Source organism: Montanilutibacter psychrotolerans (genome assembly GCF_003719825.1).
GTDB classification, from domain to species: domain Bacteria; phylum Pseudomonadota; class Gammaproteobacteria; order Xanthomonadales; family Xanthomonadaceae; genus Montanilutibacter; species Montanilutibacter psychrotolerans.
Genome location: NZ_RIBS01000007.1, coordinates 37,914 through 62,949, shown reverse-complemented (window position 1 = coordinate 62,949; position 25,036 = coordinate 37,914). Strand labels below are relative to the sequence as shown.

Here is a 25,036-nt window from a genome sequence, read left to right as displayed (position 1 = left end):
ACACGCGCATGCGCTGGAGGTTGCTGCTGCTGGTGGTGCTGGCCGCGTTGTTCGCGGCCCTGCAGTACCGGCTGTGGTTTGGCGAGGGCGGTGATCTCGCCGTCGCCGCGCTGCGTGACCAGGTGCGCCTGCAGACCCGCGACAACGCGGGTCTGCAACAGCGCAACGACGCGCTGGCCGCCGAGGTCGAAGACCTCAAGTCCGGTGAAGAAGCGGTCGAGGAACGGGCACGCAGCGAGCTGGGCATGATCAAGCCGGGCGAGACCTTCTACCGCGTGGTCGAGGCGCCGGCGGTGACAAATCGTTCGCCCTCGCTCACGGCGCCTGCAGGCGAGGCAGGGGTGGTCGATGTACCTGCCGAGGTGGCCTACAGCGGCGATGCGCCCGTCACCGGCGCGTCCATCGCCGAGGCGCCCGCCAGCGATGCGCGTTCCGGCGATGGTCCGGTGGATGCGGGTCCGACGGGCGGATTGTCCGCAGGCGACGTGTCGACCAACAACACGGCCACCGGCACACCCGACAGCGACGCACCCCACAGCGGCGATCCCCAGCCGTGAGCACACCCGACGGCACACCGGCCGGCATCTGGGTCGTCATCCCGGCCGCCGGCCGCGGCAGCCGCTTTGGCGGTGAGATCCCCAAGCAGTACCTGTGCATCGACGGCCAGCCGCTGATCGCGCACGCACTCGATGCCCTGCTCGCGCACCCGCGGGTGGTCGGTGCGATGGTGGCGCTGGCCGCTGACGACGCGCTTTGGCCGGGCTGGACCGAGCGTCTGGGCAAGCCGGTGCTGCGTTGCATCGGCGGTGGCGAGCGCGCGGACTCGGTGCTGGCGGCGCTCGACGCGCTTCCCGCCTCCGTGCCCGCCGACGCCTTGGTGCTGGTGCACGACGCGGCACGCCCCAACCTGCGCACCGATGACGTGGCCCGGTTGATCGAGGCGGCCGCCGCCAGCGCCGATGGCGCCATCCTCGCCGCGCCGGTCCGCGACACTCTCAAACGCGCCGATGCCGATGCGCGCATCGCCGCGACCGAGCCGCGCGAACGGCTGTGGCGCGCGCTGACGCCGCAGGCATTCCGCCGGGATGCGCTGGCGGCGGCACTGCGCCAGGCTCGCGCCGACGGGGCGCTGGTCACCGACGAGGCGATGGCGATGGAGCGCCGTGGCGCGCGACCGAAACTGGTCGAAGGCCGCGAAGACAACCTCAAGGTCACGACGCCGGCAGACCTGGCGTTGATGGAATTTCTTTTGCAGCGACGCGGCGTCGATGCCGCAGGGGAACGGGGATGAAAATGACAGGTGCCGCCTGGCTGCTGGCCGGGCTGGCGATCGCGCCGTTGCAGGCGGTGAATGCCGGCACGGCGGGCGAGGGGTTGTCGCAATGCCTGGCCGCATCGGCCAGTCCGGACGACAAGGAACAACTGGTGAAGTGGATGTTCACCGCGGTCACTCGGCATCCGGCGCTGGAGCAACTGCCGGAGCTGCCGGCCGGGCAGGTCGATGCACTGGACCGCCGGGTCGCGGCGACGTTCACGCGCCTGCTCACCGAGGACTGCCTGGGCCAAACCCGGGCGTCACTCGCTCAGGAAGGCGGTGATGCCATCGGTACCGCCTTCGAGGCACTGGGCCAGCTTGCCGGCCAGCAGGTGTTCGGGCATCCCGATGTCACCGCGGCGATCCAGAACATGAGCCAGCACGTGGACAAGGAAAAGTTCAAGCAACTGGTTGAATCGCCGCAGCCCTCCGTGGACGGTCCCGGATCGTGAGCATGGTCCGCATTGGCCAGGGCTACGACGTCCACGCATTCGGCGACGGCGACCACGTGATGCTTGCCGGCGTGCGCGTGCCGCACGGGCGCGGCATCGTCGCCCACTCGGACGGTGACGTCGCGATCCACGCCCTGTGCGATGCGATGCTCGGCGCCCTGGCGCTGGGCGACATCGGCCAGCATTTCCCGCCCAGCGACGAACGGTGGCGCGGCGCGGACAGCCGCGCGTTCCTGCGCCACTGCAACGCGTTGATCGGGCAGCGCGGCTGGAAGGTCGGCAATGCCGACATCACCGTGATCTGCGAACGCCCCAAGGTCGGTCCGCACGCGCAGGCGATGCGCGAATGCCTGTCTGCCGAACTGGGTATCGCGCTCGACGCGGTCAGCATCAAGGCCACCACCACCGAAACGCTGGGCTTCACCGGTCGTGGTGAAGGCATCGCGGCGATGGCAGTCTGCCTGCTGGTGTCGGCGTGAGCGCGGTCGGCGACGACAGCCTCGCTGCGGGCTTGGCGCGCGCGCACGGCGCGCCGGTGCTGACGGCGAAGATCCGCACCACGGCGGAGGACTTCCTGGTCGAGGAAGTGCCCGGCTTCGAGCCGACCGGCAGCGGCGAGCACCTGTTGCTGACGATCGAGAAGCGCGGCATGAACACCGCGTTCGCGGCCAAGCGCATCGCGCAATGGGCCGGCGTGGGCGAGGTGGCGATTGGCTATGCCGGCTTGAAGGATCGCCACGCGGTCACGCGCCAGCGCATCAGCGTGCACCTGCCCAAGCGGATCGCGCCCGACCTGGCGGCGCTTCAAGACGACGAGCTCAAGGTGCTCGAGCACACCTGGCACGCGAAGAAGCTGCCGCGTGGCGCGCTGGCCGGCAACCGCTTCGTGCTGGTACTGCGCGGGATCGACGGCGACCGTGCGGCCATCGAGGCACGGCTGCAGGCGATCGCCGCCCGTGGCGTCCCCAACTACTTCGGCGAGCAGCGCTTCGGCCGCGACGGCGACAACGTGGCCAACGCGCTGGCGATGTTCGCCGGGCGGCGGATGCGTCGCGAGCAGCGCAGCATTCTGCTGTCGGCGGCGCGCTCGCAGCTGTTCAACCAGGTGCTGGCTGCACGAGTTGCCGCCGGCGCCTGGGACCGCGGCCTGGAAGGCGAGGTGTGGGCACTGGACGGCAATCGCAGCGTGTTTGGTCCCGAGCCTTTCACGCAGGCGCTGGCGCAGCGGCTTGCGGCGTTCGATATCCACCCCAGCGGGCCACTGTGGGGGCGCGGCGAGCTGCGCAGCCGCGACGCCGCCGCCGAACTGGAGCTGGCCGCGCTGGCGGGCGATGGAGAGCAGGCGCTGTGCCAAGGCCTGGAGGCGGCCGGGCTCAATCAGGAGCGCCGCTCGCTGCGCTTGCGCGCGCAGGACCTGGCGTGGCGTTGGCTCGACGACGGCGCGCTGGAGCTTGCCTTCCGGCTGCCGGCCGGCAGCTACGCCACGGTCGTGCTCGACGAACTGGGCGCGACGACGGCCCCGACGCCGATGCGCTGGTCTGCCTGAATCCACCGCCCGCCCACCGGGCGGGCCGGGCGCATCCGCGTGAGGTCCACGGGCGACAGGGGCGTTTCCCTCCGAAGCGTCTCCGGGATGGCCCGGGCCGCTACCCGCGTCAACCGTTCCAGACCCGCAACGTGCCTGGCTGAACGATGCCCGCGCAGGCGGAAACCGTGTCGTGCCGGGTTGTCTTGCCACAAGCGAGATGGCGCGGATGTTCCACGGTGACGGTGTTTTCCACCGTTCGTCGGAAGCGATCCGCTGGCACTGGTGACCGCTTGACGCGGGCGTATAAGCCGAAGGAAGCCCCGCGAAATCGCAGGGCGGATGGAATGCGATGGGCGCATTCCCAATCGGAGCCGCTGCCATGAAAGCCAGCCTTCGTATCACCGTGCTGTCGCTGTCCGTTCTCGGCCTCGCCGCGTGCGCCAGCACCAGCGATCGCGACGCGTTCGTACCGCCGCCGCACACGCCGTCGTTGATGGACCAGGACGAGGCCTACATCGCCGCCGTCGAGCGCATCGCGCGCCGCCGCGGTATCGACGTGGTATGGGTCAACACCCCGCGCCGTCCGATGGAGTCCGAAGAGGACGACGACTGATCCTGCTCAGCGCCGTTTCGGCGGCGCGAGCAGCACCAGCACCGCCCCCGTCCCGCCTTGAGAGGCGGGCGCGGAGTGGAAGGCGACCACGTCCGCGCGTTGGCGCAGGAGACGGTCGACCAGGTTCTTGAGCACCGGCACGCCGCTGCTGGCAACGCATTCGCCGGCGTGCAATCCCTTGCCGTGGATCACCCGCACGCAGCCCAGGCCGCGATGGTGGGCGTCGTGGATGAACGCGCGCAGCAGCGCTTCGCCTTCGCGCACGCCCGCGCCGTGCAGGTCCAGTTCGTCCTGCGCGGCAATCTCGCCGCGTCGAAGCCGTTGCCAGGCACGCGGCGAGAGACGCTCGCTGCGATAGACCAGCGCGTCGCCCGCCTCCAGCAGGCTGGCATCCAGCGCATGCCGGAATGCCTCGCGTGCCGCGGCGTCGTCGCGCTCGGCCATGCCCGCTCGCGGCCGGGGCCGCGGAGCGGTCGGCGGCGGCGCGGGCGCCTGGATGCGTCGCACCGGACCCACCGCGGAACGGAACAGCTCGGCGTCATCGTCGTTGTCATCAACCATCGTCACAGCCTAGCGCCGCCACCGACGCTGGCAAGCGCGGACGTCCGCGACACGGGCGTGGCGCACGATTGCGCGCGCTCTGGCGGGCGCGAAACCGCCATCGGCTATCATGGTTGTCGCCGCGATCGTCGCGGTGGTGGCGCAAGCCTGCCATGCCCCGAAACCCCCGCCCGCACCGCGTCGGTACCGGGCACTCCACTCCGTTCGGAAGTCATTCCCGCGGAAGCCATCTAGGGAAACCATGCGAGTTCTGGTCAGCAACGATGACGGCGTCGACGCCCCCGGCATCCGCATCCTCGCCGAAGGCCTGCGTGCCGCCGGCCACGAGGTGCTGGTAGTCGCGCCCGACCGCGACCGTTCCGGCGCGAGCAACTCGCTGACGCTCGACATGCCGGTGCGGGTGGTGCAGCAGGACGCGGCAACCTGGCGCGTGTTTGGCACCCCGACCGACTGCGTGCACGTGGCGATCACCGGCATGCTCGATGTCGAACCCGACATCGTGGTGTCGGGCATCAACAACACCGCCAACCTCGGCGACGACGTGATCTATTCCGGGACCGTCGCCGCGGCCATGGAAGGGCGCTTCCTCGGCCTGCCCGCGGTGGCCGTGTCGCTGGCCACCGCCGACCACGTGGGCCGGCACTACGAAACCGCCGCGCGCGCGGCGGTCGAGATCATCGCCAGGCTGCGCACCGATCCGCTGCCGGCCGACACCATCCTCAACGTCAACGTGCCCGACCGTCCGTGGGGCGACATCGCCGGCTTCGAAGTCGCCCGGCTGGGCAACCGCCATCGCGCCGAAGCCTGCGTCCCGCAGACCGACCCGCGCGGCCGCCAGTGGTGGTGGATCGGCGCGGCCGGTCCCGAACAGGACGCCGGCCCCGGCACCGATTTCCATTCCGTGCGCAACGGCCACATCTCGATCACGCCGATCAAGGTCGACCTGACGCGCTACCAGGCACTCGAGCAGGTCGCCAGCTGGGTCGGCGGACTCGCCGCATCGCTGCAGCCGCAGGCCGACGGAGTGGCGCCATGAGCCTGCGCATGCGCCTGCAACCCGAGGCGATCGGCTCGGGTTTGACATCGCAGCGCGTGCGCGACCGCCTGGTCGAGCGCCTGCGCGACCACGGCATCGCCGACGAGCGCGTGCTCAACGCCATCCGCACCGTCCCGCGGCACCTGTTTGTCGACGAAGCGCTGGCGATGCGTGCCTACGAGGACACCGCGCTGCCGATCGGCCACGGCCAGACCATCTCCCAGCCCTGGGTGGTCGCGCGCATGACCGAGTCGCTGCTGCAGACGCAGCCCAGCAAGGTCCTGGAGATCGGCACCGGCTCGGGCTACCAGGCCGCCATCCTCGCCGCGCTCGGGCTCGAGGTACACACCGTTGAGCGCATCGGCGAGTTGCTGCGCGTCGCGCGCAAGCGGTTCCGCCAGCTCGGCATGAACATCCGCAGCAAACACGACGACGGCCGCATCGGCTGGCCCGAGAACGGCCCGTTCGACGCGATCATCGTCACCGCCGCCGCGCCGGCACTGGTCGATGCACTGACCGCACAGCTCGCTCCCGGCGGCAGCCTGATCGCGCCGGTCGGTGGCAGTTCGTCACAATCCCTCGTCAGGTTGCTCAAGGATGCCGACGGCAACGTGAGCCAGCAGGTACTGGCGCCGGTGGTGTTCGTGCCCTTGCTGTCCGGCCTGATCGACTGAGGACATCGCTTGAAGTTATTCGGACCGTTTTACGAGCGCGCCCTGGTCTGGGCCCGTCATCGGCATGCGCCAGCATTGCTGACCGGCCTGAGCTTCGCCGAGGCCGTGGTATTCCCGGTCCCGCCGGAAGTGATGCTGGCACCGATGGCACTGTCGCAACCGCGGCGCGGCTTCTGGTTCGCCAGCCTGAGCCTGGGCGGGTCACTGTTCGGCGCGGTGCTGGGCTACCTGCTGGGTCACTACGCGTTCGAGCTGGTGAAGCCGCTGTTCGAAATGCTTGGCTGGATCGATCGCATCGAGGCGCAGGTGACGCAGCTGCGCGAGATTGCCGCGCGTTCGCCGTGGCAGGCGTTCTGGCTGCTGGTGCTGGCGGGCTTCACACCGATCCCGCTGAAGATATTCACCTGGGCTTCGGGCATCGTCGGCGTGCCGCTGCTACCTTTCCTTGCCAGCATGGCGGTGGGTCGCGGCAAGCGCGTCTACCTCATCGCGCTGGCGATCCGGCTTGGCGGCGAGCGTGCCGAAGCGGCGCTGCGCCGTTACATCGAACCGATCGGGTGGGCGGCCATGGCATTGCTGTTGGCTGGTCTGGCTTGGCTGATATGGAAGGCACAACAAGGCGCATGAGCAAACTCCCCCGCACCCGCATCCTCCTTTCGCTGGCAATCGCCACCGCACTCGCGGCGTGTTCCAGCACCGTGGTCCGCGAGACCGGTTCCGGCACCGTCACCGGCGGCACGCGTGCGCCGACGGTCGTGTCGGCCCCGAAGTACGGCGCCAGCACCGTGGTGCAGCGCGGCGACACGCTCTACAAGATCGCCAGCGGCAACGGCGTCAGCGTGCTCGACCTGGCGTCGTGGAACCGACTCGCCGCGCCGTACACGATCTACCCCGGCCAGCGCCTGCGCCTGTATCCGCAGGACGGCAACGCGACGCCGCCGCCGCGTGCGAGCAGCGGGTCGTCCACCGCCACCGCGCCGTCGCGCCCGGGCACCACGCCGGCCGCACCCGTTGCATCGCAGCCGTCCACGCGTCCGTCCACACCGCCTGCCGCTCCGGCCAGCAGTGGCATTCGCTGGCAGTGGCCGGCCGAGGGCCAGATGGTCAACGGGTTCGTCTCCGGAGACCCCACCCGGCAGGGCATCGACATCGCCGGTCGCGGCGGCGCCCAGGTGCGTTCCGCCGGTGACGGCGTGGTGGTGTATTCCGGTTCCGGCCTGGTCGGCTACGGTGAGTTGATCATCATCAAGCACAACGACCAGTGGCTTTCGGCGTACGGCCACAACCGCAGCCGCATGGTCAACGAGGGCCAGGTGGTCAAGGCCGGTCAGCAGATCGCGGAGATGGGCCGCAGCGGCGCCTCGCGCGACATGCTGCATTTCGAGGTCCGGTACAACGGCAAGCCGGTCGATCCGTTGCAGCAACTGCCGCGACGCTGACCTCAGCCCCCGTTCGTCGGTTTGCCCGTGCCGGCGGACGAGGTGACGCACAGCGAGCTAGCGCGCGTGTAGTCGTGGCCCCAGGTGCGGAATCCGGACGTGTCGACGTGGATCTGCCGCCTGCCGTAGAAGCCCAGTCCGAACCGTCGTGCCGCTCCGTGCTTGCGCCAGTAGCGACACAGGTCCGCAACGGAGACCTCTCGGCCCAGGTCGAAATCGAGCGCGTTGTTGGTCAGGTGGCGGCTGCGCGAACTGCCGCCTTCGCAACGGTTGAATGCCGCCGTCCGGAATCCGGACGCGACCTGCGGCTTAACCAACACGCCAGCCCGGCTGAGATCTCGGACCAGCACCAGCGTGGGACGCATCGACGGCCAGGCCGCCGGCGGCGGCAGCGCGAATTCGTCCACGGCGCAGCGCCGCCACCGGCGACCGCTGCGTAGCAACTGTCTCATCGGGACGACCCCATCGAGCCCGTGCTGCCGTAGTTGCCGCGAGTAGGCGGCCGATTGCGCGACGTGACCCGCGGCCAGCCAGCGTTCATATCGGTCGGCAGCCGAGGGCGCGGGTGGTGCGCTGCAATTGGCGATGGCGAGAATCGCCACGCAGACGGCGATCAGGCGCACCCGTTCAGCCTGGCAGGATGAATGCCGCCACCACACGGCGGCCTTCGCCGGCCAGCACGTTGAACGTGCGCGCGGCGGCGGCATTGGTCATGACTTCCATGCCGATGCCACGACCCAGGCAGGCGGCCAGCACGGCCGCAGGCGGGAAGATCTGGTTCGCGCCAGTTCCCAGCAGGATCACTTCCGGCTGCTGTTCGAGGATGGGCGCGAGCCCGGCGACGTCCAGCGCGCCTGCATCGCGCACTGGCCAGCTCTCGACCAGCGAGTGGGGCGACAGGACGAAGCTCGCCTCCAGGCGGCGGTCGTTGACCAGCGCCGCGTTGCCATCGGCACCGCGCAGGAAGAACTCGTAGTCGGGACGTTCGAGGGTCAGCTGCATGCCGGCATGCCCGTGACGGCGGTGGGACGGTGGCGTCAGCCGCGCGGCAGCACGATCTGGCGCTTCTCGCGGCTCTCGCGGTACAGCACCGCGGTATGGCCGATACGCTGCACCAGTGCGGCGTTGGTACGCGTGGCGATCTCGGCGATCATCGCGTCGCGGGCCTCGCGGTCCTCGGCGCCAACCTTGATCTTGATGAGCTCGTGGTGCTCCAGCGCGAGGTCGACTTCGGCCACCAGCGTGTCGGTGATGCCCTTGCCGCCAACCTGAAGCATGGCCTTGAGGTCATGCGCCTGGCCTCGCAGGAAACGGGTCTGGGCGGAGGTCAAGACGGTCGGCATCGGGCACGGGAGCGGGAGCAAGGGGGCACGCAGGGTATCATGGCCGCCCCCCACGACCCGAGCCGCGCCCCGCGCGCCCGTATGGCCACTCGCAGCAAAAGCAGCCAGCGCTGGCTCAAGGAGCACTTCTCCGACCCCTTCGTGAAGAAGGCAAAGGCCGAGGGGCTGCGTTCGCGCGCCGCCTACAAGCTCGAAGAGCTGGTCGAACGCGACCGCCTGCTCCGACCCGGCATGGTCGTGGTGGACCTCGGGGCTGCCCCCGGAGGCTGGTCGCAATGGGTTCGGCAGGCGCTGGGCGACAGCGGCCGGGTCATCGCGCTGGACATCCTGGAGATGCCCAGCCTGGCCGGCGTCGACTTCCTTCATGGGGATTTCAGGGAGGATGAGGTGCTATCACAGCTGGTGGCGATGCTTGGTGGCCAGCCCGTGGACCTTGTGCTGTCGGATATGGCCCCCAATAAGAGCGGTGTCGATGCGGTGGATATGCCGCGTGCGATGTACCTGTCGGAGCTGGCCATGGATTTCGCCGACCAGCACCTGCGTCCGGGGGGCAACTTCCTGATCAAGCTGTTCCAGGGCGTGGGTTTCGACGATTACGTGAAGGAACTGCGGCGCCGCTACGACAAGGTGGTGATCCGCAAACCGGAGGCCTCGCGCAAGCGTTCGCCCGAGGTGTACGCGCTGGCCCTGGCCAAGCGCGCGGTGATGAAGTGACGTATTTTGGGTTCGTGGCTCAGGCAAGGGACAACAAGGCGCGTGTTGGCCCGTCCCGGAACCGCCACGTACCTGGTGGACCAGCGGTTTTTTCGCCCTGCGGGGCAACAGGTGATCTCACTAAATGAACGACTTGGCCAAGAATCTGCTGATCTGGGTAATCGTCGCCGTCGTGCTGATGGTGGTGTTCCAGGCGTTCGGTCCGCGCACCGCCGGCAGCAATGAACTTGCCTACGACCAGTTCGTGCAGCAGGTGCAGGGCGACCAGGTCAAGCAGGTGCAGATCAACGATGACCGCACCACGATCACCGGCGAGCGAAAGGACGGAACCAAGTTCCTGACCTATTCCCCGGGCGACAAGGATCTGGTCAACGAGCTGATCAACCACAAGGTCGCGATCGAGCAGGCGCCGCCGTCTTCCGGCCGTTCGCTGTTCTGGACGATCGTGATCAATTTCCTGCCGATGATCCTGCTGATCGGCGTGTGGGTCTATTTCATGCGCCAGATGCAGCAGGGTGGCGGCAAGGGCGCGATGAGCTTCGGCAAGTCGCGCGCCAAGATGCAGGGCGAGGACCAGGTGAAGGTCACCCTGGCCGACGTCGCCGGTTGCGACGAGGCGAAGGAGGAAGTGGGCGAGCTGGTCGAGTTCCTGCGCGACCCCACCCGTTTCCAGAAGCTCGGCGGCAAGATTCCGCGTGGCGTGCTGATGGTCGGCCCGCCGGGTACCGGCAAGACCCTGCTCGCGCGTGCCATCGCCGGCGAAGCCAAGGTGCCGTTCTTCTCGATCTCCGGTTCGGACTTCGTCGAGATGTTCGTCGGCGTCGGCGCCAGCCGCGTGCGCGACATGTTCGAGCAGGCCAAGAAGCACTCGCCGTGCATCATCTTCATCGACGAGATCGACGCGGTCGGCCGCCATCGCGGTGCCGGCCTCGGCGGTGGCCATGACGAACGCGAGCAGACCCTCAACCAGCTGCTGGTCGAGATGGACGGCTTCGAAGGCGGCGAAGGCGTGATCGTGATCGCCGCCACCAACCGCCCCGACGTGCTCGACCCGGCTCTGCTGCGCCCGGGCCGCTTCGACCGCCAGGTCGTGGTGGGCCTGCCTGACGTGCGCGGTCGTGAGCAGATCCTCAAGGTGCACATGCGCAAGCTGCCGTTGGCCGACGATGTCGAGCCGATGACGATCGCGCGCGGTACGCCGGGCTTCAGCGGCGCCGATCTGGCCAACCTGTGCAACGAAGCGGCGTTGTTCGCCGCGCGCGAGAACGCCAAGGAAGTGCGCATGGAGCACTTCGACAAGGCCCGCGACAAGATCATGATGGGCACCGAGAACCGCTCGATGGCCATGAGCGAGGACGAGAAGAAGCTCACCGCCTACCACGAGGCCGGGCACGCGATCGTCGGCCGCATGGTTCCCGAGCACGACCCGGTCTACAAGGTCACCATCATTCCGCGCGGCCGCGCGCTGGGCGTGACGATGTACCTGCCCGAGGGCGACAAGTACAGCTACAACCGCACCGCGATCCAGTCGCAGCTGTGTTCGCTGTACGGCGGCCGCGTCGCCGAGGAGCTGGTGTTCGGTGCGGACAAGGTCACCACCGGTGCCTCCAACGACATCGAGCGCGCCACCAAGATGGCCCGCAACATGGTCACCAAGTGGGGCCTGTCCGACGAAATGGGCCCGATCGCCTACAGCGAGGAGGACGACGAGGTGTTCCTCGGCCGTTCGGTGACCCAGCACAAGAGCGTGTCCAACGAGACCGCGCGCAGGATCGACGAGGTCGTGCGCAACATCCTCGACAAGGCCTACGGGACCTCCACGCAGATCCTCAAGGACAACATGGACAAGTTGCATGTGATGGCCGAGGCGCTGCTGCAGTACGAGACCATCGACGCCAAGCAGATCGACGACATCATGGCCGGTCGCGAACCGGGTCTGCCGACGGACTGGATCAAGTCGGGCCGCACTTCCAAGGATGACCGCGGTCGTCCGGGCGCGATCGGCGGACCCGCCGCCCAGACTTGATCCCACGTTGCCACGCCAACAGGAAAAGGCCAGAGTCCGCTCTGGCCTTTTCTGTTTTCATGGACGCGCGCATGCCCTCGACGAAGCAACCTTCCCGCTGGATACCCATTGGCCTGGCGCTGGGGGTCGCGGTCGGCCTGGCGATGAAGAATCTCGCCATGGGCATCGGGATTGGCGTGGGCATCGGCGCGGCGCTGACCCTGGCCGAAAAGCGGAAGGGCGGCTGAGATGTTCGACACCTCGCCGCAGCTCGATTGCGCCGGACGCTTGCTGGTTCTCGATCGCGCGCGGGTCATGGGCATCGTCAACGTCACCCCCGATTCGTTTTCCGACGGTGGCGCGCACGACACGCTCGAAGCGGCCGTCGCGCATGGCCTGCAGCTGGCGGGCGAGGGAGCTGACATCCTCGACATCGGCGGCGAGTCGACCCGTCCCGGCGCCGAAGAGGTTGGCGTGGAGGAGGAACTGCGCCGTGTGATTCCGGTGATCGAGCGGCTCGCCCGCGAAACCGCGTTGCCGATCAGCGTCGATACCTCCAAGCCCGAGGTCATGCGTGCCGCAGTCGCCGCCGGCGCCGGCATGATCAACGACGTCTGCGCGCTGCGTCGCGACGGGGCGCTCGATGCCGCTGCGGAACTGGGCGTGCCGGTGGTGCTGATGCACATGCTGGGCGAGCCAGGGTCGATGCAGGCCGCACCCGAGTACGACGATGTGGTCGGCGAGGTGCACCGCTTCCTCACCCAACGCATCTTTGCGGCGGAGATGGCCGGCATCGCCAAGAAGAACCTCGTCGTCGATCCCGGGTTCGGCTTCGGCAAGAGCAGCCAGCACAATCTCGCACTGCTGGCCCAGCTGGGTCGCTTCGCCGAGCTGGGTGTTCCGTTGCTGGCGGGGCTGTCGCGCAAGCGCACCATCGGCGAGCTGACCGGGCGCGAGCAGCCGCGAGATCGCGTGCACGGCTCGGTGGCCGCGCACCTGGTCGCGGTGCAACGCGGAGCGCGCATCGTGCGTGTGCACGATGTCGCCGCCACTGTCGACGCGCTCAAGGTCTGGCAGGCGGTCGACGCGCAGGCTCTGCCGCGCACCGCCACCGGCAAGGCGTCGATCCGCTGGCCGGACGACGAGTAGCCCCAAGGGATTGCCCACGGCACTTGTGCGGAGCGTGGTGCTACTTTAGTGTCACTTCATGCGTACCGAGCTCGTCACCACGTTGAAGCGACAGGCGACCGAACTGCTCTCCGATATCGAGCGGGACCGGCAGCCGATCCTGATTACCCAGCACGGCCTACCCAGTGCTTACCTCGTCGATGTCGAGAGTTTTGAGCTGATGCAGCAACGCATGAGCGTGCTGGAGGGCATTGCCCGTGGCGAGATGGCGATCGCCGAAGGCCGTGTTGCAACGCATGCCGAAGCGAAGGCGCGTCTTGCCCGATGGCTGAAATAGTCTGGTCGGAGCCGGCACTGAGTGATCTCGATGCCATCGCGGACTACATCGCGCTGGAAAATCCTGCTGCAGCTGCCGACTTCGTTCGCCGCGTCTTTGCTCACGTGGGGCAACTGGCCGACCATCCCGAGAGCGGCAGCAGGCCCAGGGAAATCCCGCGATCGCGCTACCGGCAGATCGTCGAACCGACGTGCCGGGTGTTCTACCGCCACGACGGGCAGCGGGTGTTCATCCTGCATGTCATGCGCACCGAGCGGCTGCTGCGCGAAAGCGCGCTCGCCGCGCGTCGGAAGCCCGCCCGGGCCGGATGAACATCCGTCGCATTGGCCTCATCGAGCAAACCGTCTCGACCACGCATCAATGACTTGCGAGGCATTCGAGGCTCGCCTTGTGCACAGATCCTGTGGACAAGCGTTGTGGCCAGCGTGTGGATAAGGCGCTGAAAGCCAGGCAGGGCAGGCATTGCAAGTAGTGTGGTGAAACTTTCACCAGCCCCGTCGAATGCGCTTGTGCACAGATCCTGTGGACAAGCGTTGTGGCCAGCGTGTGGATAAGACGCTGAGAGCCAGGCGGGGCGGGCATTGCAAGTGGTATGGCGAAATTTTCACCAGCCTCGTCCGGTGCGTTTGTGCACAGATTCTGTGGACAAACGTTGCGCCCAACTTGTGGATAACGCGCCGAGCGCCAGGCTGGGCGGGCATTGCAAGTGGGTTGGCTAATTTTTGATCACGCTGGTTCGCCGCGGTTGTGCACAGTGGCTGTGGACAAGCATCCGCATCAAGCTGTGGATACAACCTGCAAACCAAGGCCTGGAAAGGCCTGTGGCCTGTATGGCGAAAAATTGGCCAGCGATATTCCTTGACTTCTGCGGCGGCGCGACTTCCGTGAGGAGCGCGCTCGAGCCATGGCTACATGCGCGGCGCAAGCAGCAGCTGATCGTCGCGCAGGCCCAGCCCCCGGAGCTGGTTGACCACCTGCATGACAGCGTCGTACTCGACCTCGCCTTCACCCCGGATAGTCACCATGGCCTTGCTCAGATCGTGCGCCTTGGGGTCCAGGTGAACGGCCGATGCCAGGTCCGCGATGGGAACGTTGCGGCCATCGGCGCGCACCATGCCGTCTGCCACCACCGTCAGTTCCAGCCGTTCGATGCCAGGGTGTCCAGAAACGCAACCGTGGTGATTGATCGAGGCCAGCGGCGCGCTCGTGCGCGGCATGCCACCCACCAGCACCACGACGATCAGCGCGGCCAGCACCGCGACCATCGGGACCACGTTGATCCTGGCTTCGGGCATGTGGGAGGCGTTGGCTTGCAGGAACATGTCGGACGCCTGCGGTGGGTGGTGGCGTCCGATCATGGGGGCACGGGCTGGGCGTCGGCAAGTCGGCTGGTGAAATTTTGGCCAATCAGCCGGCGACCCTTGCTGCGCCGGCCGCGCAGCATTCTGTCCACAGCCTGGTACCGGGTCTTGTCCACAGCCGTTGTGCACAACGGCATCGGACCCGGCCGGCGCGCGCACGGCCGCTGGCCGGGAAGGGCGGGTGGCAGGCTAAGCTTCGCGCGGGGACGGCCACCGGGGCTGCCCACGACGCCGGTGCCACCGAATGACCGCCAGTACGCCTTTGCTCATCACGTTCTCCATCTACCTCGCCGCGATGGTGTTGATCGGTTTCCTGGCGTGGCGCTCGACGCGCAGCTTCGACGACTACATCCTCGGCGGCCGCTCGTTGGGCAGCCTGGTCACCGCGCTGTCGGCCGGCGCCTCGGACATGAGCGGCTGGCTGCTGATGGGCCTACCCGGCGCGATGTTCGTCTCCGGCCTGTCCGAGAGCTGGATCGCGATCGGCCTGATCCTCGGGGCCTGGGCCAACTGGCGCTTCGTCGCCGGCCCGCTGCGCGTCTACACCGAGCGCACCCGCAATGCGCTCACCTTGCCCGACTATTTCACCCATCGCTTTGCCGACCGGCAGCGCATCCTGCGGATCCTGTCGGCGCTGGTGATCCTGGTGTTCTTTGCGGTGTACTGCGCGTCGGGCATCGTCGCCGGTGCGCGGCTTTTCGAGAGCGTGTTCGGCGTGCCGTACGCGCAGGCGTTGTGGCTGGGTGCGGCCGCGACGATCCTGTACACCCTGATCGGTGGCTTTCTGGCGGTCAGCTGGACCGATACCGTGCAGGCATCGCTGATGATCTTCGCGCTGGTCCTGACGCCGATCGCGGTGGTGCTGGGCAGCGGTGGCGTGGATTCCAGCCTGGACCTCATCGCGCAGGCCGACCTGGCCCGCCAGGCACTGTCGACCGAAGCCCTGCAATCGCGCCTGGCCTGGGTGGGCAGCGGCGGGGTGATTGCGGTGGTGTCGGCGATGGCCTGGGGCCTGGGCTACTTTGGCCAACCGCACATCCTGGCGCGCTTCATGGCCGCCGACAGCCTGGCGACCATCCCCAAGGCGCGCCGCATCGGCATGACCTGGATGATCGCCTGCCTGGCCGGCGCCATCGCCACCGGCTTCTTCGGTATCGCCTATTTCGCGGGCCATCCGGCCCAGGCCGCCACCGTGCACGCCAATCCCGAGCGGGTGTTCATCGTGCTGGCCGAGCAACTGTTCAACCCGTGGATCGCCGGCGTGCTGCTGTCGGCGATCCTGGCCGCGATCATGAGCACGTTGTCGTGCCAGCTGCTGGTGTGCTCCAGCGCACTGACCGAGGACTTCTACAAGGGCTTCGTGCGCAAGCAGGCCGGCCAGCGCGAGCTGGTCTGGGTGGGTCGGGCGATGGTGCTGGTGGTGTCGCTGGTCGCGATCGCGATAGCGCGCGATCCCGAAAGCCGCGTGCTCGGTTTGGTCAGTTACGCCTGGGCCGGATTTGGCGCGGCGTTCGGGCCGGTGGTGCTGCTGTCGCTGGGCTGGAAGCGCATGACCCGCAACGGCGCGCTGGCCGGCATGTTGGCCGGTGCGATCACCGTGATCGCCTGGGAGCTCAGCGGCAGCGCGCTGTATTCGATGGTGCCGGGTTTCATCGCGGCGACCGTCGCGATCATCGTGGTCAGCCGCCTGGATCGGCAGCCGCCCGACGCGGTGCAGGTCACCCACGACCAGGTGCGCGCGACACTGCATGAGAACGGCTACTGAGGCGGGCAGGGGAATGACGGCGGCGACAGGTGCGGGCGGTTCCGGCCCGCAGGGCCAGACCACGGCGCCCGGCGTGCCAGTGGCGCGCCTGCCCGAAGCAAGCCCATCGCGTGATGACTCCTCGCAACGCCGTCCCCCCGCGATCGCGCTGATGGGCCCCACCGCCTCGGGCAAGACCGCGCTGGCGCTGGACTGGGCGGCGCGACTGGGAGGCGAGATCGTCAGCGTCGATTCGGCGCTGGTCTACCGCGGCCTGGACATCGGTGCGGCCAAGCCCGGCGCCGACGAACTGGCCGCGGTGCCGCACCACCTCATCGACGTGCGCGATCCCTGGCAGCCGTACTCGGCGGCCGAGTTCGCCAGCGACGCGCGCGCGGCCATCGACGGCATCGTCGCCCGCGGTCGTGTGCCGATCCTCGCCGGCGGCACCGGCCTGTACTTCCACGCCCTGCTGCAGGGCCTGTCGGCGATGCCCGAGGCCGACGCGACGGTGCGAGCGCAGATCGAGGCCGAAGCCGGCGAGCGCAGTTGGGCGACGCTGCACGCCGAGCTGTCCCGGATCGACCCACGCGCCGCCGCGCGCATCCACGCCACCGACGCGCAGCGCATCCAGCGCGCGCTCGAGGTCTACCGGCTTTCCGGCCGAACGATCAGCGACTGGCGGGATGCGCCAAGCCCGCAGGCGCGCCTGCCGTGTCGCGTTCTGAAACTGGTGCTGGTGCCGCACGAGCGCGCGCTGCTGCACCAGCGCATCGAGCAGCGTTTCGACGCGATGCTCGCCGGCGGCTTCCTCGACGAAGTGCGCGGCCTGCGCGCGTTGCCACAGTTGCGATCGCACCCGCGACCGCTGGACCTGCCGGCGATGCGTGCGGTCGGCTACCGCCAGGCCTGGGAGCACCTGGACGGCCGCATCGACGCGGCCACCTTCCGCGACCAGGGCATTTTCGCCACCCGCCAGCTGGCCCGTCGCCAGCTGACCTGGCTGCGTGGCGAACTCGATGCGCGCCAGTTCGATCCGCAGCGCCAGCGGGCCGAGCTGGACGCCGCGCTCAGCGCGTTCATCTGACCCGATCGAGGCGCCGGGGTGGGGCGCGGCAACTGGTCGCGCCGCAATCGGCAGACCCGGCACCGCGCCCGGTCACACCTATGCGGTACCATCGGCCCATCGTCGCGGTGGGGACAACCGCCGGCGATGCGGAGGGCCGCCTGATGGCCCCGCCCATAACTAGAAACCAAGCTGGGGAAACATAGCGATGTCGAAAGGGCAATCTTTGCAGGACCCGTTTCTGAACGCACTGCGTCGGGAACGCGTCCCGGTTTCGGTGTACCTGGTCAATGGCATCAAGCTGCAAGGCACGATCGAGTCGTTCGACCAGTTTGTGGTGTTGTTGCGCAACACCGTCAGTCAGATGGTCTACAAGCACGCCATCTCCACCGTGGTCCCGGCGCGTAATGTGCGTGTGGGTCCGGGCGGTGGCTACGTGCAGCCGGGCGACGGCAACGGCAACGCCGATCAGGCGGCCGACGAGGTCGAATGACCGCAACCGAAGTGAAGGGCAGGTGCGCGCGTGTTCTTTGAACGCTCCAAGAAGGGCGAGCACGCGCTGCTGATCCAGCCGCACGCGGGCGGGCCGCCGGACGAGGGCCTGCTCGAGGAGTTCGCCGATCTGGCCCGTTCCGCCGGGGCGACCATCGCCGCGGTGCTGACCGCGCGCATCGATCGCCCCAATGCGGCCACGCTGATCGGCAGCGGCAAGCTGGAGGAGATCAAGGCCGCCGTTGCCGCCACCGGCGCCGACCTGATCCTGGTCAACCACCCGCTGTCGCCAACCCAGGAGCGCAACCTCGAGCGCTTCCTGCAATGCCGCGTGGTCGATCGCACCGGCCTGATCCTGGACATCTTCGCCCAGCGTGCGCGCAGCTTCGAAGGCAAGCTGCAGGTCGAGCTGGCCCAGCTCAAGCACACCTCCACGCGCCTGGTGCGCGGCTGGACCCACCTGGAGCGCCAGCGCGGCGGTTCGATCGGCCTGCGTGGCCCGGGTGAAACCCAGCTCGAAATGGATCGCCGCATGCTGCAGCAGCGGCTGGAATCGCTGCAGAAGCGGCTTGAGAAAGTCGAAGTGCAGCGCACCCAGATGCGTCGCGCACGCGTGCGCAGCGAGCTGCCGCGTGTCGCGCTGGTGGGCTACACCAACGCCGGCAAGTCGACGCTGTTCAACGCGTTGACCGGCGCGGAGGCATACGCCGCCGACCAGTTGTTCGCCACGCTCGATCCCACCGTGCGTCGCATCGAGATTTCCGGCGGCGCGGTGGTGCTGGCCGACACCGTCGGCTTCGTTCGCGATCTGCCGCACGCCCTCGTCGCTGCATTCCGCTCCACCTTGGCCGAGGCACGCGAGGCCGACCTGTTGTTGCACGTCGTCGACGCGGCCGATCCGCTGCGCGACGAACGCATCCGCCAAGTCGACGAGGTGCTCGGCGAGATCGGTGCCGGCGACATCCCGCAGGTGCTGGTGTTCAACAAGATCGATCGTCTCGAAGGCGACCGCCCCGAAGGCATGCAGCCGCGCCACGACCACCCGGGCGAGGGCCACCAGCGCGTGTGGTTGTCGGCGCGCGACGGCACCGGCATGGGCCTGCTGCGCGACGCGCTCGGCGAGGCGCTGCAGCTGCGTCGCCTGCGCGGCGAACTGCGCCTGCCGCCCGCTGCGGCCCGCCTGCGCGCACGCCTGCACGAGCTTGGCGCGGTGCGCAGCGAGCAGGGCGACGAACACGGCTGGTTGCTGCAGGTGGACCTGGCCGAGGCCGATGCCCAGCGCCTGTATGTGCAGGCCCATGGCCAGGCACTGGGCCCCTTGCTCGACTCGCTGCCGCCGCTGCCCGAACCGGAATAGGACGCCCATCGCCGCCCGCCCTTGCCAGGGGGAGGCTGCCCGCTGGCTTGCGCGGACGGTCGGGACGGTCGCGCCACCCTTTGGGCACTTGCAATCCGACGTTGCGGCGGCGCCATATCGATACCCAATCGATCCCCATCCGATCCACACAAGCCCCTTGCTTGAGGTGGCCGTAACCCCCACCTAGAATCAAGCCTGCCTGCTGCCAATCCGGCGACGGCACGCAATGGAATCCGCATGGGCCATCCCGGTCCGTCCGGGCGTCCACCCGCTGGCCCGCGGCCCGGCTTCCGGCCTGCGGCGGATGGCACCCAACTGGAGCAGGCATGGCCTGGAACACCCCTGGCAGCAATTCCCCCGGCGACGGCCAAGGTCGCCCGCCCCGCAGGAAGACCGGCGGCAACCCGCTCGACGTGGTGCTCGATCCGCTGCGCGGCCTGTTCGACGGCGATGGCGGTGGTGGCATTGGTCGCTGGATCGCGATCGTGCTGGGCCTGTGGTTGCTGTTCAACTGCTTCGTGCTGGTGACCGAGCAACAGCGCGGCGTGGTGTTGCGCTTCGGCGAATTCGCCCGCGTGCTGCAGCCGGGTCCGCACTTCAAGGCGCCGTGGCCGATCGAGCGCGTCACCAAGGTCAACGCCACCGAGATCAAGAATTTCAGCAGCAACGTGCCGGTGCTGACGCAGGACGAGAACATCGTCAACGTCGAAATCAACGTCCAGTACCGCATCGCCGATCCCAAGCTGTTCCTGTTCGGAACGCGCAGTGCCCAGCAGGTCCTCGAGCAGGCCGCGCTCAGCACCGTGCGCGAGCAGGTTGGCCGCTCCACCCTCGATCTCGTGCTGGGCGCACGCGACGCACTGGCCGCCACCGCGCAGGCGCAGCTGCAGAAGTCGCTCGATGCGTATCGCACGGGCCTGGTCGTGACCGAACTCAACCTTGCCAACGCGCGTCCGCCGGAAGAGGTCAAGCCCGCGTTCGATGACGTCAACAGCGCGCAGCAGGACAAGGACCGCCTGATCAGCGAGGCCAAGGCCTACGCTGCCAAGGTGGTGCCCGAAGCGCGCGGCCAGGCGGCCCGCGTCCGCACCGTTGCCGAGGGCTATCGCGCCGCCGCGGTGGCGCGCGCCCAGGGCGACGCCGACCGCTTCTCGATGCTGGCCGACCAGTACCAGAACGCGCCCGAGGTCACCCGCAAGCGCCTGTGGCTGGAGACCGTGCAGGAAGTGCTGGCCGGCAACCGCACCGTGGTCGGCGGTGATTCGCGCCAGCTGATCTACGTGCCGATGGGCAACCCCACGGGCGCCGCCGGCAACGCGCCGCTGCTGCCGCCGGAAGTGCTGTCGCCGACGGTAACCGCCAGCGAGCCCGAACCCTCCCGACCCGCCCGTACCAGTCGACCGACGCGCCCGACCGGCCGTGAGGAGATCTCCCGATGAGACTGCCCCTGCCGTTCTGGATCGCCACCGCGGTCGCTGTGCTGATGGCCCTGCTGGGTTCGGTGTTCGTGGTCGCCGAGGGCGAGACCGCGATGGTGCTCAATCTCGGCCGCGTCGCACGCGCCGACCTCAAGCCCGGCCTGCACCTCAAGTTTCCGCTGGTCGAGACCGCACGCGTGTTCGACCGGCGCCTCACCGTGCTGCAGACCGCCCCCGAGCGTTACCTGACCTCCGAGCGCAAGGACGTCAGCGTCGACTTCTTCGCGATCGGCCAGATCCAGGACGTGCGTGCGTTCTACCGCGCCACCGGTGGCGACGAGAGCGTGGCCATCGACCGGCTTGCACCGATCATCAAGGACTCGCTGCGCAACGAGATCGCCGCGCGCACGCTGCAGCAGGTGGTGTCGGGTGATCGCGCCTCGGTCATCGCCCGCCAGCTCGATGCGATCAACAAGGGCGCCAGCACGGTGGGCGTGCGCATCATCGACCTGCGCATCAAGCAGATCGACCTGCCCACCGACAGCCGGGTGATCCAGGACGTCTACCAGCGCATGAGCGCACAGCGCAAACAGGTTGCCAGCCAGCTTCGCGCCGAAGGCGACGAGCAGGCGCAGATCCTGCAGGCCCAGGCCGAGCGGGAGCGCGCGGTGATCCTGGCCGAGGCCGAGCGCGACGCCCAGCGCCTGCGCGGCGAGGGCGACGCCCTGGCCGCCAAGACCTACGCCGCGGCGGCCAACAAGGACCCGGGCTTCTATGCGTTCCAGCGCAGCCTGGAGGCCTACCGTCACTCGTTCAAGGACGGCCAGGGCGTGATCGTGCTCGACCAGAACGACCCGTTCCTGCAGTACCTGCGCAGCGACCGCTGAGGCGCCGCCGGCGCGATCCAGCGGTCCCGGCCGGCCCCGTTACCTGACCACGACCCGACGAATGCGGCCGGTCAGGGTGGCCGGGACGGCAGAAAACCCGGATAATCCACAAAAGCCGGACGGGACGATCCCTCCGGCTTTTGTGCGTCTGCGGTTCCCCGGGCCCCGCGCCCACCGCCAGACCGGCCGCCACGCGCGGTCCATCTTCCAGGAGTGTTGCAATGGGTCAGTCAGTCGTCGTTCTCGGTGCCCAGTGGGGCGATGAAGGCAAGGGCAAGATCGTCGACCTGCTGACCGAGGAAATCGGCGCGGTCGTGCGTTTCCAGGGTGGCCACAACGCCGGCCACACCCTCGTGATCAACGGCAAGAAGACCGTTCTGCACCTGATCCCGTCGGGCATCCTGCGCGAAGGCGCGCTGTGCCTGATCGGCAACGGCGTGGTGCTGAGCCCGGCGGCGCTGAAGAAGGAAATCGCCGAACTCGAAGCCACCGGCGTCGAAGTGCGTTCGCGCCTCAAGATCAGCCCAGCCACGCCGCTGATCATGCCGTACCACATCGCCCTGGATCAGGCCCGCGAGAAGGCCGCCGGCGGCAAGGCGATCGGCACCACCGGTCGTGGCATCGGCCCGGCATACGAAGACAAGGTGGCGCGCCGTGGCATCCGCGTGGCCGACCTGCATTACCCCAAGCAGCTCGAAGAACTGCTGCGCACCGCGCTGGACTACCACAACTTCGTGCTGACCAAGTACCTGGGCGTCGACGCCGTCGACTTCCAGCAGACCTTCGACGAGGCCCTGGAATTCGGCGAGTACGTGCAGCCGATGAAGTCCGACGTCGCCGGGATCCTTCACGACCTGCGCAAGCAGGGCAAGCGCGTGCTGTTCGAAGGTGCGCAGGGCTCGCTGCTGGACATCGACCACGGCACCTATCCGTACGTCACCTCGTCCAACACCACCGTCGGTGGCGCGCTTGCCGGCACCGGCGTGGGCGCGGACGCGATCGACTACGTGCTCGGCATCGCCAAGGCCTACGCCACCCGCGTGGGCGGCGGCCCGTTCCCGACCGAGCTCAACGACGAAGTCGGCCAGGGCATCCGCGACCGCGGCCAGGAATACGGCGCCACCACCGGCCGTCCCCGCCGTTGCGGCTGGATCGACCTGGTGGCTCTCAAGCGCGCCGTCGCCATCAACGGCATCAACGGCCTGTGCATCACCAAGCTCGACATCCTCGACGGCATGTCGACGCTCAAGCTGTGCGTGGCCTACAAGTACCACGGCAAGCAGACCGAGTACGCCCCGCTGGACGCGCAGGGCTGGGACGAGTGCGAGCCGGTCTACCTGGAATTCCCGGGTTGGACCGAATCCACCGCCGGCATCACCGAGTGGGGCAAGCTGCCGGCGGCCGCACGCGCGTACCTGCGCGCGCTGGAAGAGCTGTCGGGTTGCCCGTTGGCCATGGTCTCCACCGGCCCGGGCCGCGAAGCGACCATGACCCTGCGAGATCCGTGGGCCTGAGCGCCCACGCCGACCGTCCACGCCATAGGCCGGGTTGAGCGCAGCGAAACCCGGCACGGCCGCGCGGCAGATCGCGGCGATATGGTCAGCAGGAGCTCGGCAGGAACTCAGCAATAACCAAAGCCCCGCCTGGCGGGGCTTTTTTGTTGCCGTCCCGGCAGTTTCGCCAGATCTCGCAGGGCGCAATAACCGAAGGGCATTGCGCCGGATTGGTTTGCGTCCAGATGCAACTTTATCGCGCGTCCCGCGGCGCATTACGCCTCCGGCTAATGCGCCCTACAACTCTGGCGCCTGGCGCCCGAATCAGGCCCCCGCCCAGCCGCCGGGCCATCGCCCGTAAACCAGCTGTCCGCGAAGCGGCATCGGTTGGAATGAACGGTCAGGTGGCACTTGCCGTCAGCGCCGCCACTGCCGTGAGTGCGATCCACCCGGGATGCCGTCCCTTGGTGCCGACGAGCACAAGCACCGCGCCACCCAGGTAGGCCATGGCGATGGCACCAGCCACGAGCGAAGCGGACATCGGGCGGCCAATCGCCAGCTGGAACAGAACGCCTGCGAACGCCCAGCCAAAAAACGAGGCCAGGTGCCACGTGGCCCAGAGGATTCGAACGTGGCGCTCGCGAAGCGGTGGCGCACGCCGTGCGGGCACCAGACGACCATCGCGGAGGTGTCGAAAAATGAGGGTCTCGCCAAGCACCGAGTGTGCCAGGCCCGTTACCGCCGCCAGAACTGCTGCAATCAAGTATGGGGTTTGCATTGGGTCATCCTTGAACCTTGCTGGGTCGCCAAACATCTGTGTCAGGGCAAATGCGCGATGTCGTACCGGCGCGCATGACGTCATCTTCGGCCAGGCGAGCTGGGCGGACAAATTTTCATGCGGTCTTGTCGATCCGCGCCACCGTCAACCGTCGTACTTGTGAATCCCCCAGCCGGGTTGCCGGCCAATCACAGGAGAACAGTATGTCCAGGATCATCTCGATGGCGTTGGTTGCGTGCCTTGGCGCCGCCCTGTCCGTAGCGGCGGTTGCCGCACCCACGACGGCCCCCGCGCCCGCAACGTCGCCCGTCGCAACCGGCGCGGCGGCCGCCACGGCGACTGCGCCGACGCGCTCGGGTCGGTTGGCCATCAACGGCGTGGACTACTACTACGAGGTTCGCGGAAAGGGGGAGCCCCTGCTGCTGTTGCATGGCGGGCTGGGGTCGATCGCCATGTTCGGGCCAGTGCTGGAATCGCTGGTTGCAGGGCGGGAGGTGATCGCCGTCGACCTGCAGGGGCATGGACACACGGCCTTGGGCGAACGGTCGTTCCGATTGCAGGACATGGGCGACGACATGGCGGCACTGGTGCGCAAGCTGGGCTACACGCAGGTCGACGTACTGGGGTACTCGCTCGGCGGTGGCGTGGCGTTTCGAATGGCGGCACAGAACCCAGCTCAGGTGCGGCGACTGGTGATGGTGTCGACGGCGTTTTCCGACGAAGGCTATTACGCGGATGTGCGCGTGCAGCAGAACGCCCTGACCCCGGCGATGGCACCGATGATGGCGGGCACGCCGATGTACGCCTCGTATGCCGCGGTGGCGCCGAAGGTGGAGGAGTTCCCGCGGTTGCTCGGGGTGGTAGGTGACTTCATGCGCGCCAAGTACGACTGGTCGGCCGACGTGGCCAAGCTGACGATGCCGGTGATGCTGGTCTACGGCGATGGCGACATGCTCCGTCCCGAGCACGAGGTGGCGTTCTACCAGCTGCTCGGCGGTGGACTGCGGGATGCCGGCTGGGGGCGGGAGGCGATGTCGCGCAATCGCCTGGCGATCCTGCCGGACCTGACGCATTACGAGATCTTCGCCTCGCCGCGACTGGTGTCGGCGGTGCTGCCCTTCCTCGATGGCCGCAGCGACGTGAAGAGCTGGGCGCAGCAGGCGGACGCCGCCAGGTAATGCGCAAGGCGACGTGAGGCGCAAACCACCGCGGATGGCACCGCGTAAAGCGGTGCCGCCCGGATGCGTGTGCAAGTCCGTTGTCGTGGCACAAACGGTGACGCGCATCGCGCCTAC

29 protein-coding genes and 1 pseudogene are annotated in these 25,036 nt (G+C 68.3%); 24 read left to right on the top strand and 6 right to left on the bottom strand.

Features of this window, described 5'->3' with window-relative positions; translation table 11 throughout:
- Positions 1–8 precede the first annotated feature (8 nt).
- The 6 genes and pseudogenes from ftsB to EER27_RS13810 all read left to right on the top strand — a co-directional run.
- Positions 9–362, top strand: a pseudogene (gene ftsB / locus EER27_RS17370) (cell division protein FtsB); the annotation flags it as partial.
- Between the two features lie 191 nt (positions 363–553).
- A complete protein-coding gene (ispD, locus tag EER27_RS13830) occupies positions 554–1,291 on the top strand; it encodes a 2-C-methyl-D-erythritol 4-phosphate cytidylyltransferase (RefSeq protein ID WP_123088717.1) in 738 nt (245 codons plus the stop codon).
- A 2-nt stretch (positions 1,292–1,293) separates the two neighbouring features.
- Positions 1,294–1,767, top strand: coding sequence for a hypothetical protein (locus tag EER27_RS13825; RefSeq protein ID WP_123088716.1), 474 nt, complete (start codon positions 1,294–1,296; stop codon positions 1,765–1,767).
- Positions 1,768–1,769: 2 nt separating this feature from the next.
- On the top strand, positions 1,770–2,246 hold the full coding sequence (ispF, locus tag EER27_RS13820; protein WP_123088715.1) for a 2-C-methyl-D-erythritol 2,4-cyclodiphosphate synthase: 477 nt from the start codon (positions 1,770–1,772) through the stop codon (positions 2,244–2,246).
- Positions 2,243–3,313 (top strand): tRNA pseudouridine(13) synthase TruD, encoded by a 1,071-nt coding sequence (gene truD / locus EER27_RS13815; RefSeq protein WP_223807345.1) that lies wholly within the window; start codon positions 2,243–2,245, stop codon positions 3,311–3,313. The genes ispF and truD overlap by 4 nt, the downstream gene beginning before the upstream one ends.
- Before the next feature lie 361 nt (positions 3,314–3,674).
- Positions 3,675–3,908 carry a hypothetical protein gene (locus EER27_RS13810; protein ID WP_123088714.1) on the top strand — a complete coding sequence of 78 codons (234 nt, stop codon included), beginning with the start codon at positions 3,675–3,677 and terminating at the stop codon, positions 3,906–3,908.
- A 6-nt stretch (positions 3,909–3,914) separates the two neighbouring features.
- Here the strand turns inward: EER27_RS13810 and EER27_RS13805 are convergent, their stop codons facing one another.
- Positions 3,915–4,469, bottom strand: a complete 555-nt coding sequence (locus EER27_RS13805; RefSeq protein ID WP_123088713.1) for a Smr/MutS family protein — start codon at positions 4,467–4,469, stop codon at positions 3,915–3,917.
- A 241-nt stretch (positions 4,470–4,710) separates the two neighbouring features.
- Here EER27_RS13805 and surE point away from each other — a divergent pair, with 241 nt between their 5' ends.
- The 4 genes from surE to EER27_RS13785 are packed head-to-tail and all read left to right on the top strand — an operon-like array spanning position 4,711 to position 7,618.
- Positions 4,711–5,505, top strand: coding sequence for a 5'/3'-nucleotidase SurE (gene surE, locus EER27_RS13800; RefSeq protein ID WP_123088712.1), 795 nt, complete (start codon positions 4,711–4,713; stop codon positions 5,503–5,505).
- Complete coding sequence (locus EER27_RS13795; RefSeq protein ID WP_123088711.1) at positions 5,502–6,179, top strand: protein-L-isoaspartate(D-aspartate) O-methyltransferase; 678 nt, start codon at positions 5,502–5,504, stop codon at positions 6,177–6,179. Before surE ends, EER27_RS13795 begins: the two co-directional genes overlap by 4 nt.
- Before the next feature lie 9 nt (positions 6,180–6,188).
- Positions 6,189–6,806: a YqaA family protein gene (locus tag EER27_RS13790; RefSeq protein WP_123088710.1), complete on the top strand. Its 618-nt coding sequence runs from the start codon at positions 6,189–6,191 to the stop codon at positions 6,804–6,806.
- Complete coding sequence (locus tag EER27_RS13785; RefSeq protein WP_223807344.1) at positions 6,803–7,618, top strand: peptidoglycan DD-metalloendopeptidase family protein; 816 nt, start codon at positions 6,803–6,805, stop codon at positions 7,616–7,618. Before EER27_RS13790 ends, EER27_RS13785 begins: the two co-directional genes overlap by 4 nt.
- A gap of 2 nt (positions 7,619–7,620) precedes the next feature.
- Here EER27_RS13785 and EER27_RS13780 read toward each other — a convergent pair whose 3' ends face one another.
- The 3 genes from EER27_RS13780 to yhbY are packed head-to-tail and all read right to left on the bottom strand — an operon-like array spanning position 7,621 to position 8,961.
- Positions 7,621–8,241 (bottom strand): D-Ala-D-Ala carboxypeptidase family metallohydrolase, encoded by a 621-nt coding sequence (locus EER27_RS13780; RefSeq protein WP_190285809.1) that lies wholly within the window; start codon positions 8,239–8,241, stop codon positions 7,621–7,623.
- Positions 8,242–8,245: 4 nt separating this feature from the next.
- Positions 8,246–8,620: an Mth938-like domain-containing protein gene (locus EER27_RS13775; RefSeq protein ID WP_123088707.1), complete on the bottom strand. Its 375-nt coding sequence runs from the start codon at positions 8,618–8,620 to the stop codon at positions 8,246–8,248.
- A 35-nt stretch (positions 8,621–8,655) separates the two neighbouring features.
- Positions 8,656–8,961: a ribosome assembly RNA-binding protein YhbY gene (yhbY, locus tag EER27_RS13770; RefSeq protein ID WP_123088706.1), complete on the bottom strand. Its 306-nt coding sequence runs from the start codon at positions 8,959–8,961 to the stop codon at positions 8,656–8,658.
- 81 nt (positions 8,962–9,042) lie between these two features.
- Between yhbY and rlmE the strand changes: the two genes are divergently transcribed.
- The 6 genes from rlmE (at position 9,043) to EER27_RS13745 (ending at position 13,456) form a co-directional block, all read left to right on the top strand.
- A complete protein-coding gene (gene rlmE, locus EER27_RS13765; protein ID WP_123088705.1) occupies positions 9,043–9,675 on the top strand; it encodes a 23S rRNA (uridine(2552)-2'-O)-methyltransferase RlmE in 633 nt (210 codons plus the stop codon).
- A 124-nt stretch (positions 9,676–9,799) separates the two neighbouring features.
- Positions 9,800–11,701, top strand: a complete 1,902-nt coding sequence (ftsH, locus tag EER27_RS13760) for an ATP-dependent zinc metalloprotease FtsH (RefSeq protein ID WP_123088704.1) — start codon at positions 9,800–9,802, stop codon at positions 11,699–11,701.
- A 71-nt stretch (positions 11,702–11,772) separates the two neighbouring features.
- Positions 11,773–11,928, top strand: coding sequence for a glycine zipper domain-containing protein (locus EER27_RS17160; protein ID WP_190285808.1), 156 nt, complete (start codon positions 11,773–11,775; stop codon positions 11,926–11,928).
- A gap of 1 nt (position 11,929) precedes the next feature.
- Complete coding sequence (gene folP / locus EER27_RS13755; RefSeq protein WP_123088703.1) at positions 11,930–12,829, top strand: dihydropteroate synthase; 900 nt, start codon at positions 11,930–11,932, stop codon at positions 12,827–12,829.
- A 58-nt stretch (positions 12,830–12,887) separates the two neighbouring features.
- On the top strand, positions 12,888–13,145 hold the full coding sequence (locus EER27_RS13750) for a type II toxin-antitoxin system prevent-host-death family antitoxin (RefSeq protein ID WP_123088702.1): 258 nt from the start codon (positions 12,888–12,890) through the stop codon (positions 13,143–13,145).
- The gene (locus EER27_RS13745; RefSeq protein ID WP_123088701.1) at positions 13,133–13,456 is read left to right on the top strand and encodes a type II toxin-antitoxin system RelE/ParE family toxin; all 324 of its coding nucleotides are present in this window, start codon (positions 13,133–13,135) and stop codon (positions 13,454–13,456) included. The genes EER27_RS13750 and EER27_RS13745 overlap by 13 nt, the downstream gene beginning before the upstream one ends.
- A 597-nt stretch (positions 13,457–14,053) precedes the next feature.
- Here EER27_RS13745 and EER27_RS13740 read toward each other — a convergent pair.
- On the bottom strand, positions 14,054–14,467 hold the full coding sequence (locus tag EER27_RS13740) for an ExbD/TolR family protein (RefSeq protein ID WP_190285807.1): 414 nt from the start codon (positions 14,465–14,467) through the stop codon (positions 14,054–14,056).
- 283 nt (positions 14,468–14,750) lie between these two features.
- Between EER27_RS13740 and putP the strand changes: the two genes are divergently transcribed.
- From putP to EER27_RS13705, 7 genes are all read left to right on the top strand, one after another.
- Complete coding sequence (gene putP / locus EER27_RS13735; protein ID WP_123088699.1) at positions 14,751–16,271, top strand: sodium/proline symporter PutP; 1,521 nt, start codon at positions 14,751–14,753, stop codon at positions 16,269–16,271.
- A gap of 151 nt (positions 16,272–16,422) precedes the next feature.
- Complete coding sequence (miaA, locus tag EER27_RS13730) at positions 16,423–17,337, top strand: tRNA (adenosine(37)-N6)-dimethylallyltransferase MiaA (protein ID WP_223807343.1); 915 nt, start codon at positions 16,423–16,425, stop codon at positions 17,335–17,337.
- Positions 17,338–17,524: 187 nt separating this feature from the next.
- Complete coding sequence (gene hfq / locus EER27_RS13725; protein ID WP_123088697.1) at positions 17,525–17,809, top strand: RNA chaperone Hfq; 285 nt, start codon at positions 17,525–17,527, stop codon at positions 17,807–17,809.
- A gap of 30 nt (positions 17,810–17,839) precedes the next feature.
- Positions 17,840–19,165 (top strand): ribosome rescue GTPase HflX, encoded by a 1,326-nt coding sequence (hflX, locus tag EER27_RS13720; protein ID WP_123088696.1) that lies wholly within the window; start codon positions 17,840–17,842, stop codon positions 19,163–19,165.
- A 326-nt stretch (positions 19,166–19,491) separates the two neighbouring features.
- Positions 19,492–20,604, top strand: a complete 1,113-nt coding sequence (hflK, locus tag EER27_RS13715) for an FtsH protease activity modulator HflK (protein WP_123088695.1) — start codon at positions 19,492–19,494, stop codon at positions 20,602–20,604.
- Positions 20,601–21,470 (top strand): protease modulator HflC, encoded by an 870-nt coding sequence (hflC, locus tag EER27_RS13710; protein ID WP_123088694.1) that lies wholly within the window; start codon positions 20,601–20,603, stop codon positions 21,468–21,470. The genes hflK and hflC overlap by 4 nt, the downstream gene beginning before the upstream one ends.
- A gap of 221 nt (positions 21,471–21,691) precedes the next feature.
- Entirely contained in the window at positions 21,692–22,984 is a 1,293-nt protein-coding gene (locus tag EER27_RS13705) for an adenylosuccinate synthase (RefSeq protein WP_123088693.1), read from the top strand.
- A 379-nt stretch (positions 22,985–23,363) separates the two neighbouring features.
- On the opposite strand, the gene EER27_RS13700 is transcribed toward EER27_RS13705, so the two are convergent.
- The gene (locus tag EER27_RS13700) at positions 23,364–23,852 is read right to left on the bottom strand and encodes a hypothetical protein (protein ID WP_223807342.1); all 489 of its coding nucleotides are present in this window, start codon (positions 23,850–23,852) and stop codon (positions 23,364–23,366) included.
- Between the two features lie 92 nt (positions 23,853–23,944).
- Between EER27_RS13700 and EER27_RS13695 the strand changes: the two genes are divergently transcribed.
- Complete coding sequence (locus EER27_RS13695) at positions 23,945–24,919, top strand: alpha/beta fold hydrolase (protein WP_123088691.1); 975 nt, start codon at positions 23,945–23,947, stop codon at positions 24,917–24,919.
- The last annotated feature ends 117 nt before the right edge of the window (positions 24,920–25,036 follow it).

What these genes read in the sequence shown, in the direction of transcription:
- EER27_RS13825 (WP_123088716.1), top strand. Translation starts at nt 1,294, where the DNA reads ATGACAGGTGCCGCCTGGCTGCTGGCCGGGCTGGCGATCGCGCCGTTG.
- ispF (WP_123088715.1), top strand. Translation starts at nt 1,770, where the DNA reads ATGGTCCGCATTGGCCAGGGCTACGACGTCCACGCATTCGGCGACGGC.
- EER27_RS13810 (WP_123088714.1), top strand. Translation starts at nt 3,675, where the DNA reads ATGAAAGCCAGCCTTCGTATCACCGTGCTGTCGCTGTCCGTTCTCGGC.
- EER27_RS13805 (WP_123088713.1), bottom strand. Translation starts at nt 4,469, where the DNA reads ATGGTTGATGACAACGACGATGACGCCGAGCTGTTCCGTTCCGCGGTG.
- surE (WP_123088712.1), top strand. Translation starts at nt 4,711, where the DNA reads ATGCGAGTTCTGGTCAGCAACGATGACGGCGTCGACGCCCCCGGCATC.
- EER27_RS13795 (WP_123088711.1), top strand. Translation starts at nt 5,502, where the DNA reads ATGAGCCTGCGCATGCGCCTGCAACCCGAGGCGATCGGCTCGGGTTTG.
- EER27_RS13785 (WP_223807344.1), top strand. Translation starts at nt 6,803, where the DNA reads ATGAGCAAACTCCCCCGCACCCGCATCCTCCTTTCGCTGGCAATCGCC.
- EER27_RS13775 (WP_123088707.1), bottom strand. Translation starts at nt 8,620, where the DNA reads ATGCAGCTGACCCTCGAACGTCCCGACTACGAGTTCTTCCTGCGCGGT.
- yhbY (WP_123088706.1), bottom strand. Translation starts at nt 8,961, where the DNA reads ATGCCGACCGTCTTGACCTCCGCCCAGACCCGTTTCCTGCGAGGCCAG.
- rlmE (WP_123088705.1), top strand. Translation starts at nt 9,043, where the DNA reads ATGGCCACTCGCAGCAAAAGCAGCCAGCGCTGGCTCAAGGAGCACTTC.
- ftsH (WP_123088704.1), top strand. Translation starts at nt 9,800, where the DNA reads ATGAACGACTTGGCCAAGAATCTGCTGATCTGGGTAATCGTCGCCGTC.
- EER27_RS17160 (WP_190285808.1), top strand. Translation starts at nt 11,773, where the DNA reads ATGCCCTCGACGAAGCAACCTTCCCGCTGGATACCCATTGGCCTGGCG.
- folP (WP_123088703.1), top strand. Translation starts at nt 11,930, where the DNA reads ATGTTCGACACCTCGCCGCAGCTCGATTGCGCCGGACGCTTGCTGGTT.
- EER27_RS13750 (WP_123088702.1), top strand. Translation starts at nt 12,888, where the DNA reads ATGCGTACCGAGCTCGTCACCACGTTGAAGCGACAGGCGACCGAACTG.
- EER27_RS13745 (WP_123088701.1), top strand. Translation starts at nt 13,133, where the DNA reads ATGGCTGAAATAGTCTGGTCGGAGCCGGCACTGAGTGATCTCGATGCC.
- EER27_RS13740 (WP_190285807.1), bottom strand. Translation starts at nt 14,467, where the DNA reads ATGTTCCTGCAAGCCAACGCCTCCCACATGCCCGAAGCCAGGATCAAC.
- putP (WP_123088699.1), top strand. Translation starts at nt 14,751, where the DNA reads ATGACCGCCAGTACGCCTTTGCTCATCACGTTCTCCATCTACCTCGCC.
- miaA (WP_223807343.1), top strand. Translation starts at nt 16,423, where the DNA reads ATGGGCCCCACCGCCTCGGGCAAGACCGCGCTGGCGCTGGACTGGGCG.
- hfq (WP_123088697.1), top strand. Translation starts at nt 17,525, where the DNA reads ATGTCGAAAGGGCAATCTTTGCAGGACCCGTTTCTGAACGCACTGCGT.
- hflK (WP_123088695.1), top strand. Translation starts at nt 19,492, where the DNA reads ATGGCCTGGAACACCCCTGGCAGCAATTCCCCCGGCGACGGCCAAGGT.
- hflC (WP_123088694.1), top strand. Translation starts at nt 20,601, where the DNA reads ATGAGACTGCCCCTGCCGTTCTGGATCGCCACCGCGGTCGCTGTGCTG.
- EER27_RS13705 (WP_123088693.1), top strand. Translation starts at nt 21,692, where the DNA reads ATGGGTCAGTCAGTCGTCGTTCTCGGTGCCCAGTGGGGCGATGAAGGC.
- EER27_RS13695 (WP_123088691.1), top strand. Translation starts at nt 23,945, where the DNA reads ATGTCCAGGATCATCTCGATGGCGTTGGTTGCGTGCCTTGGCGCCGCC.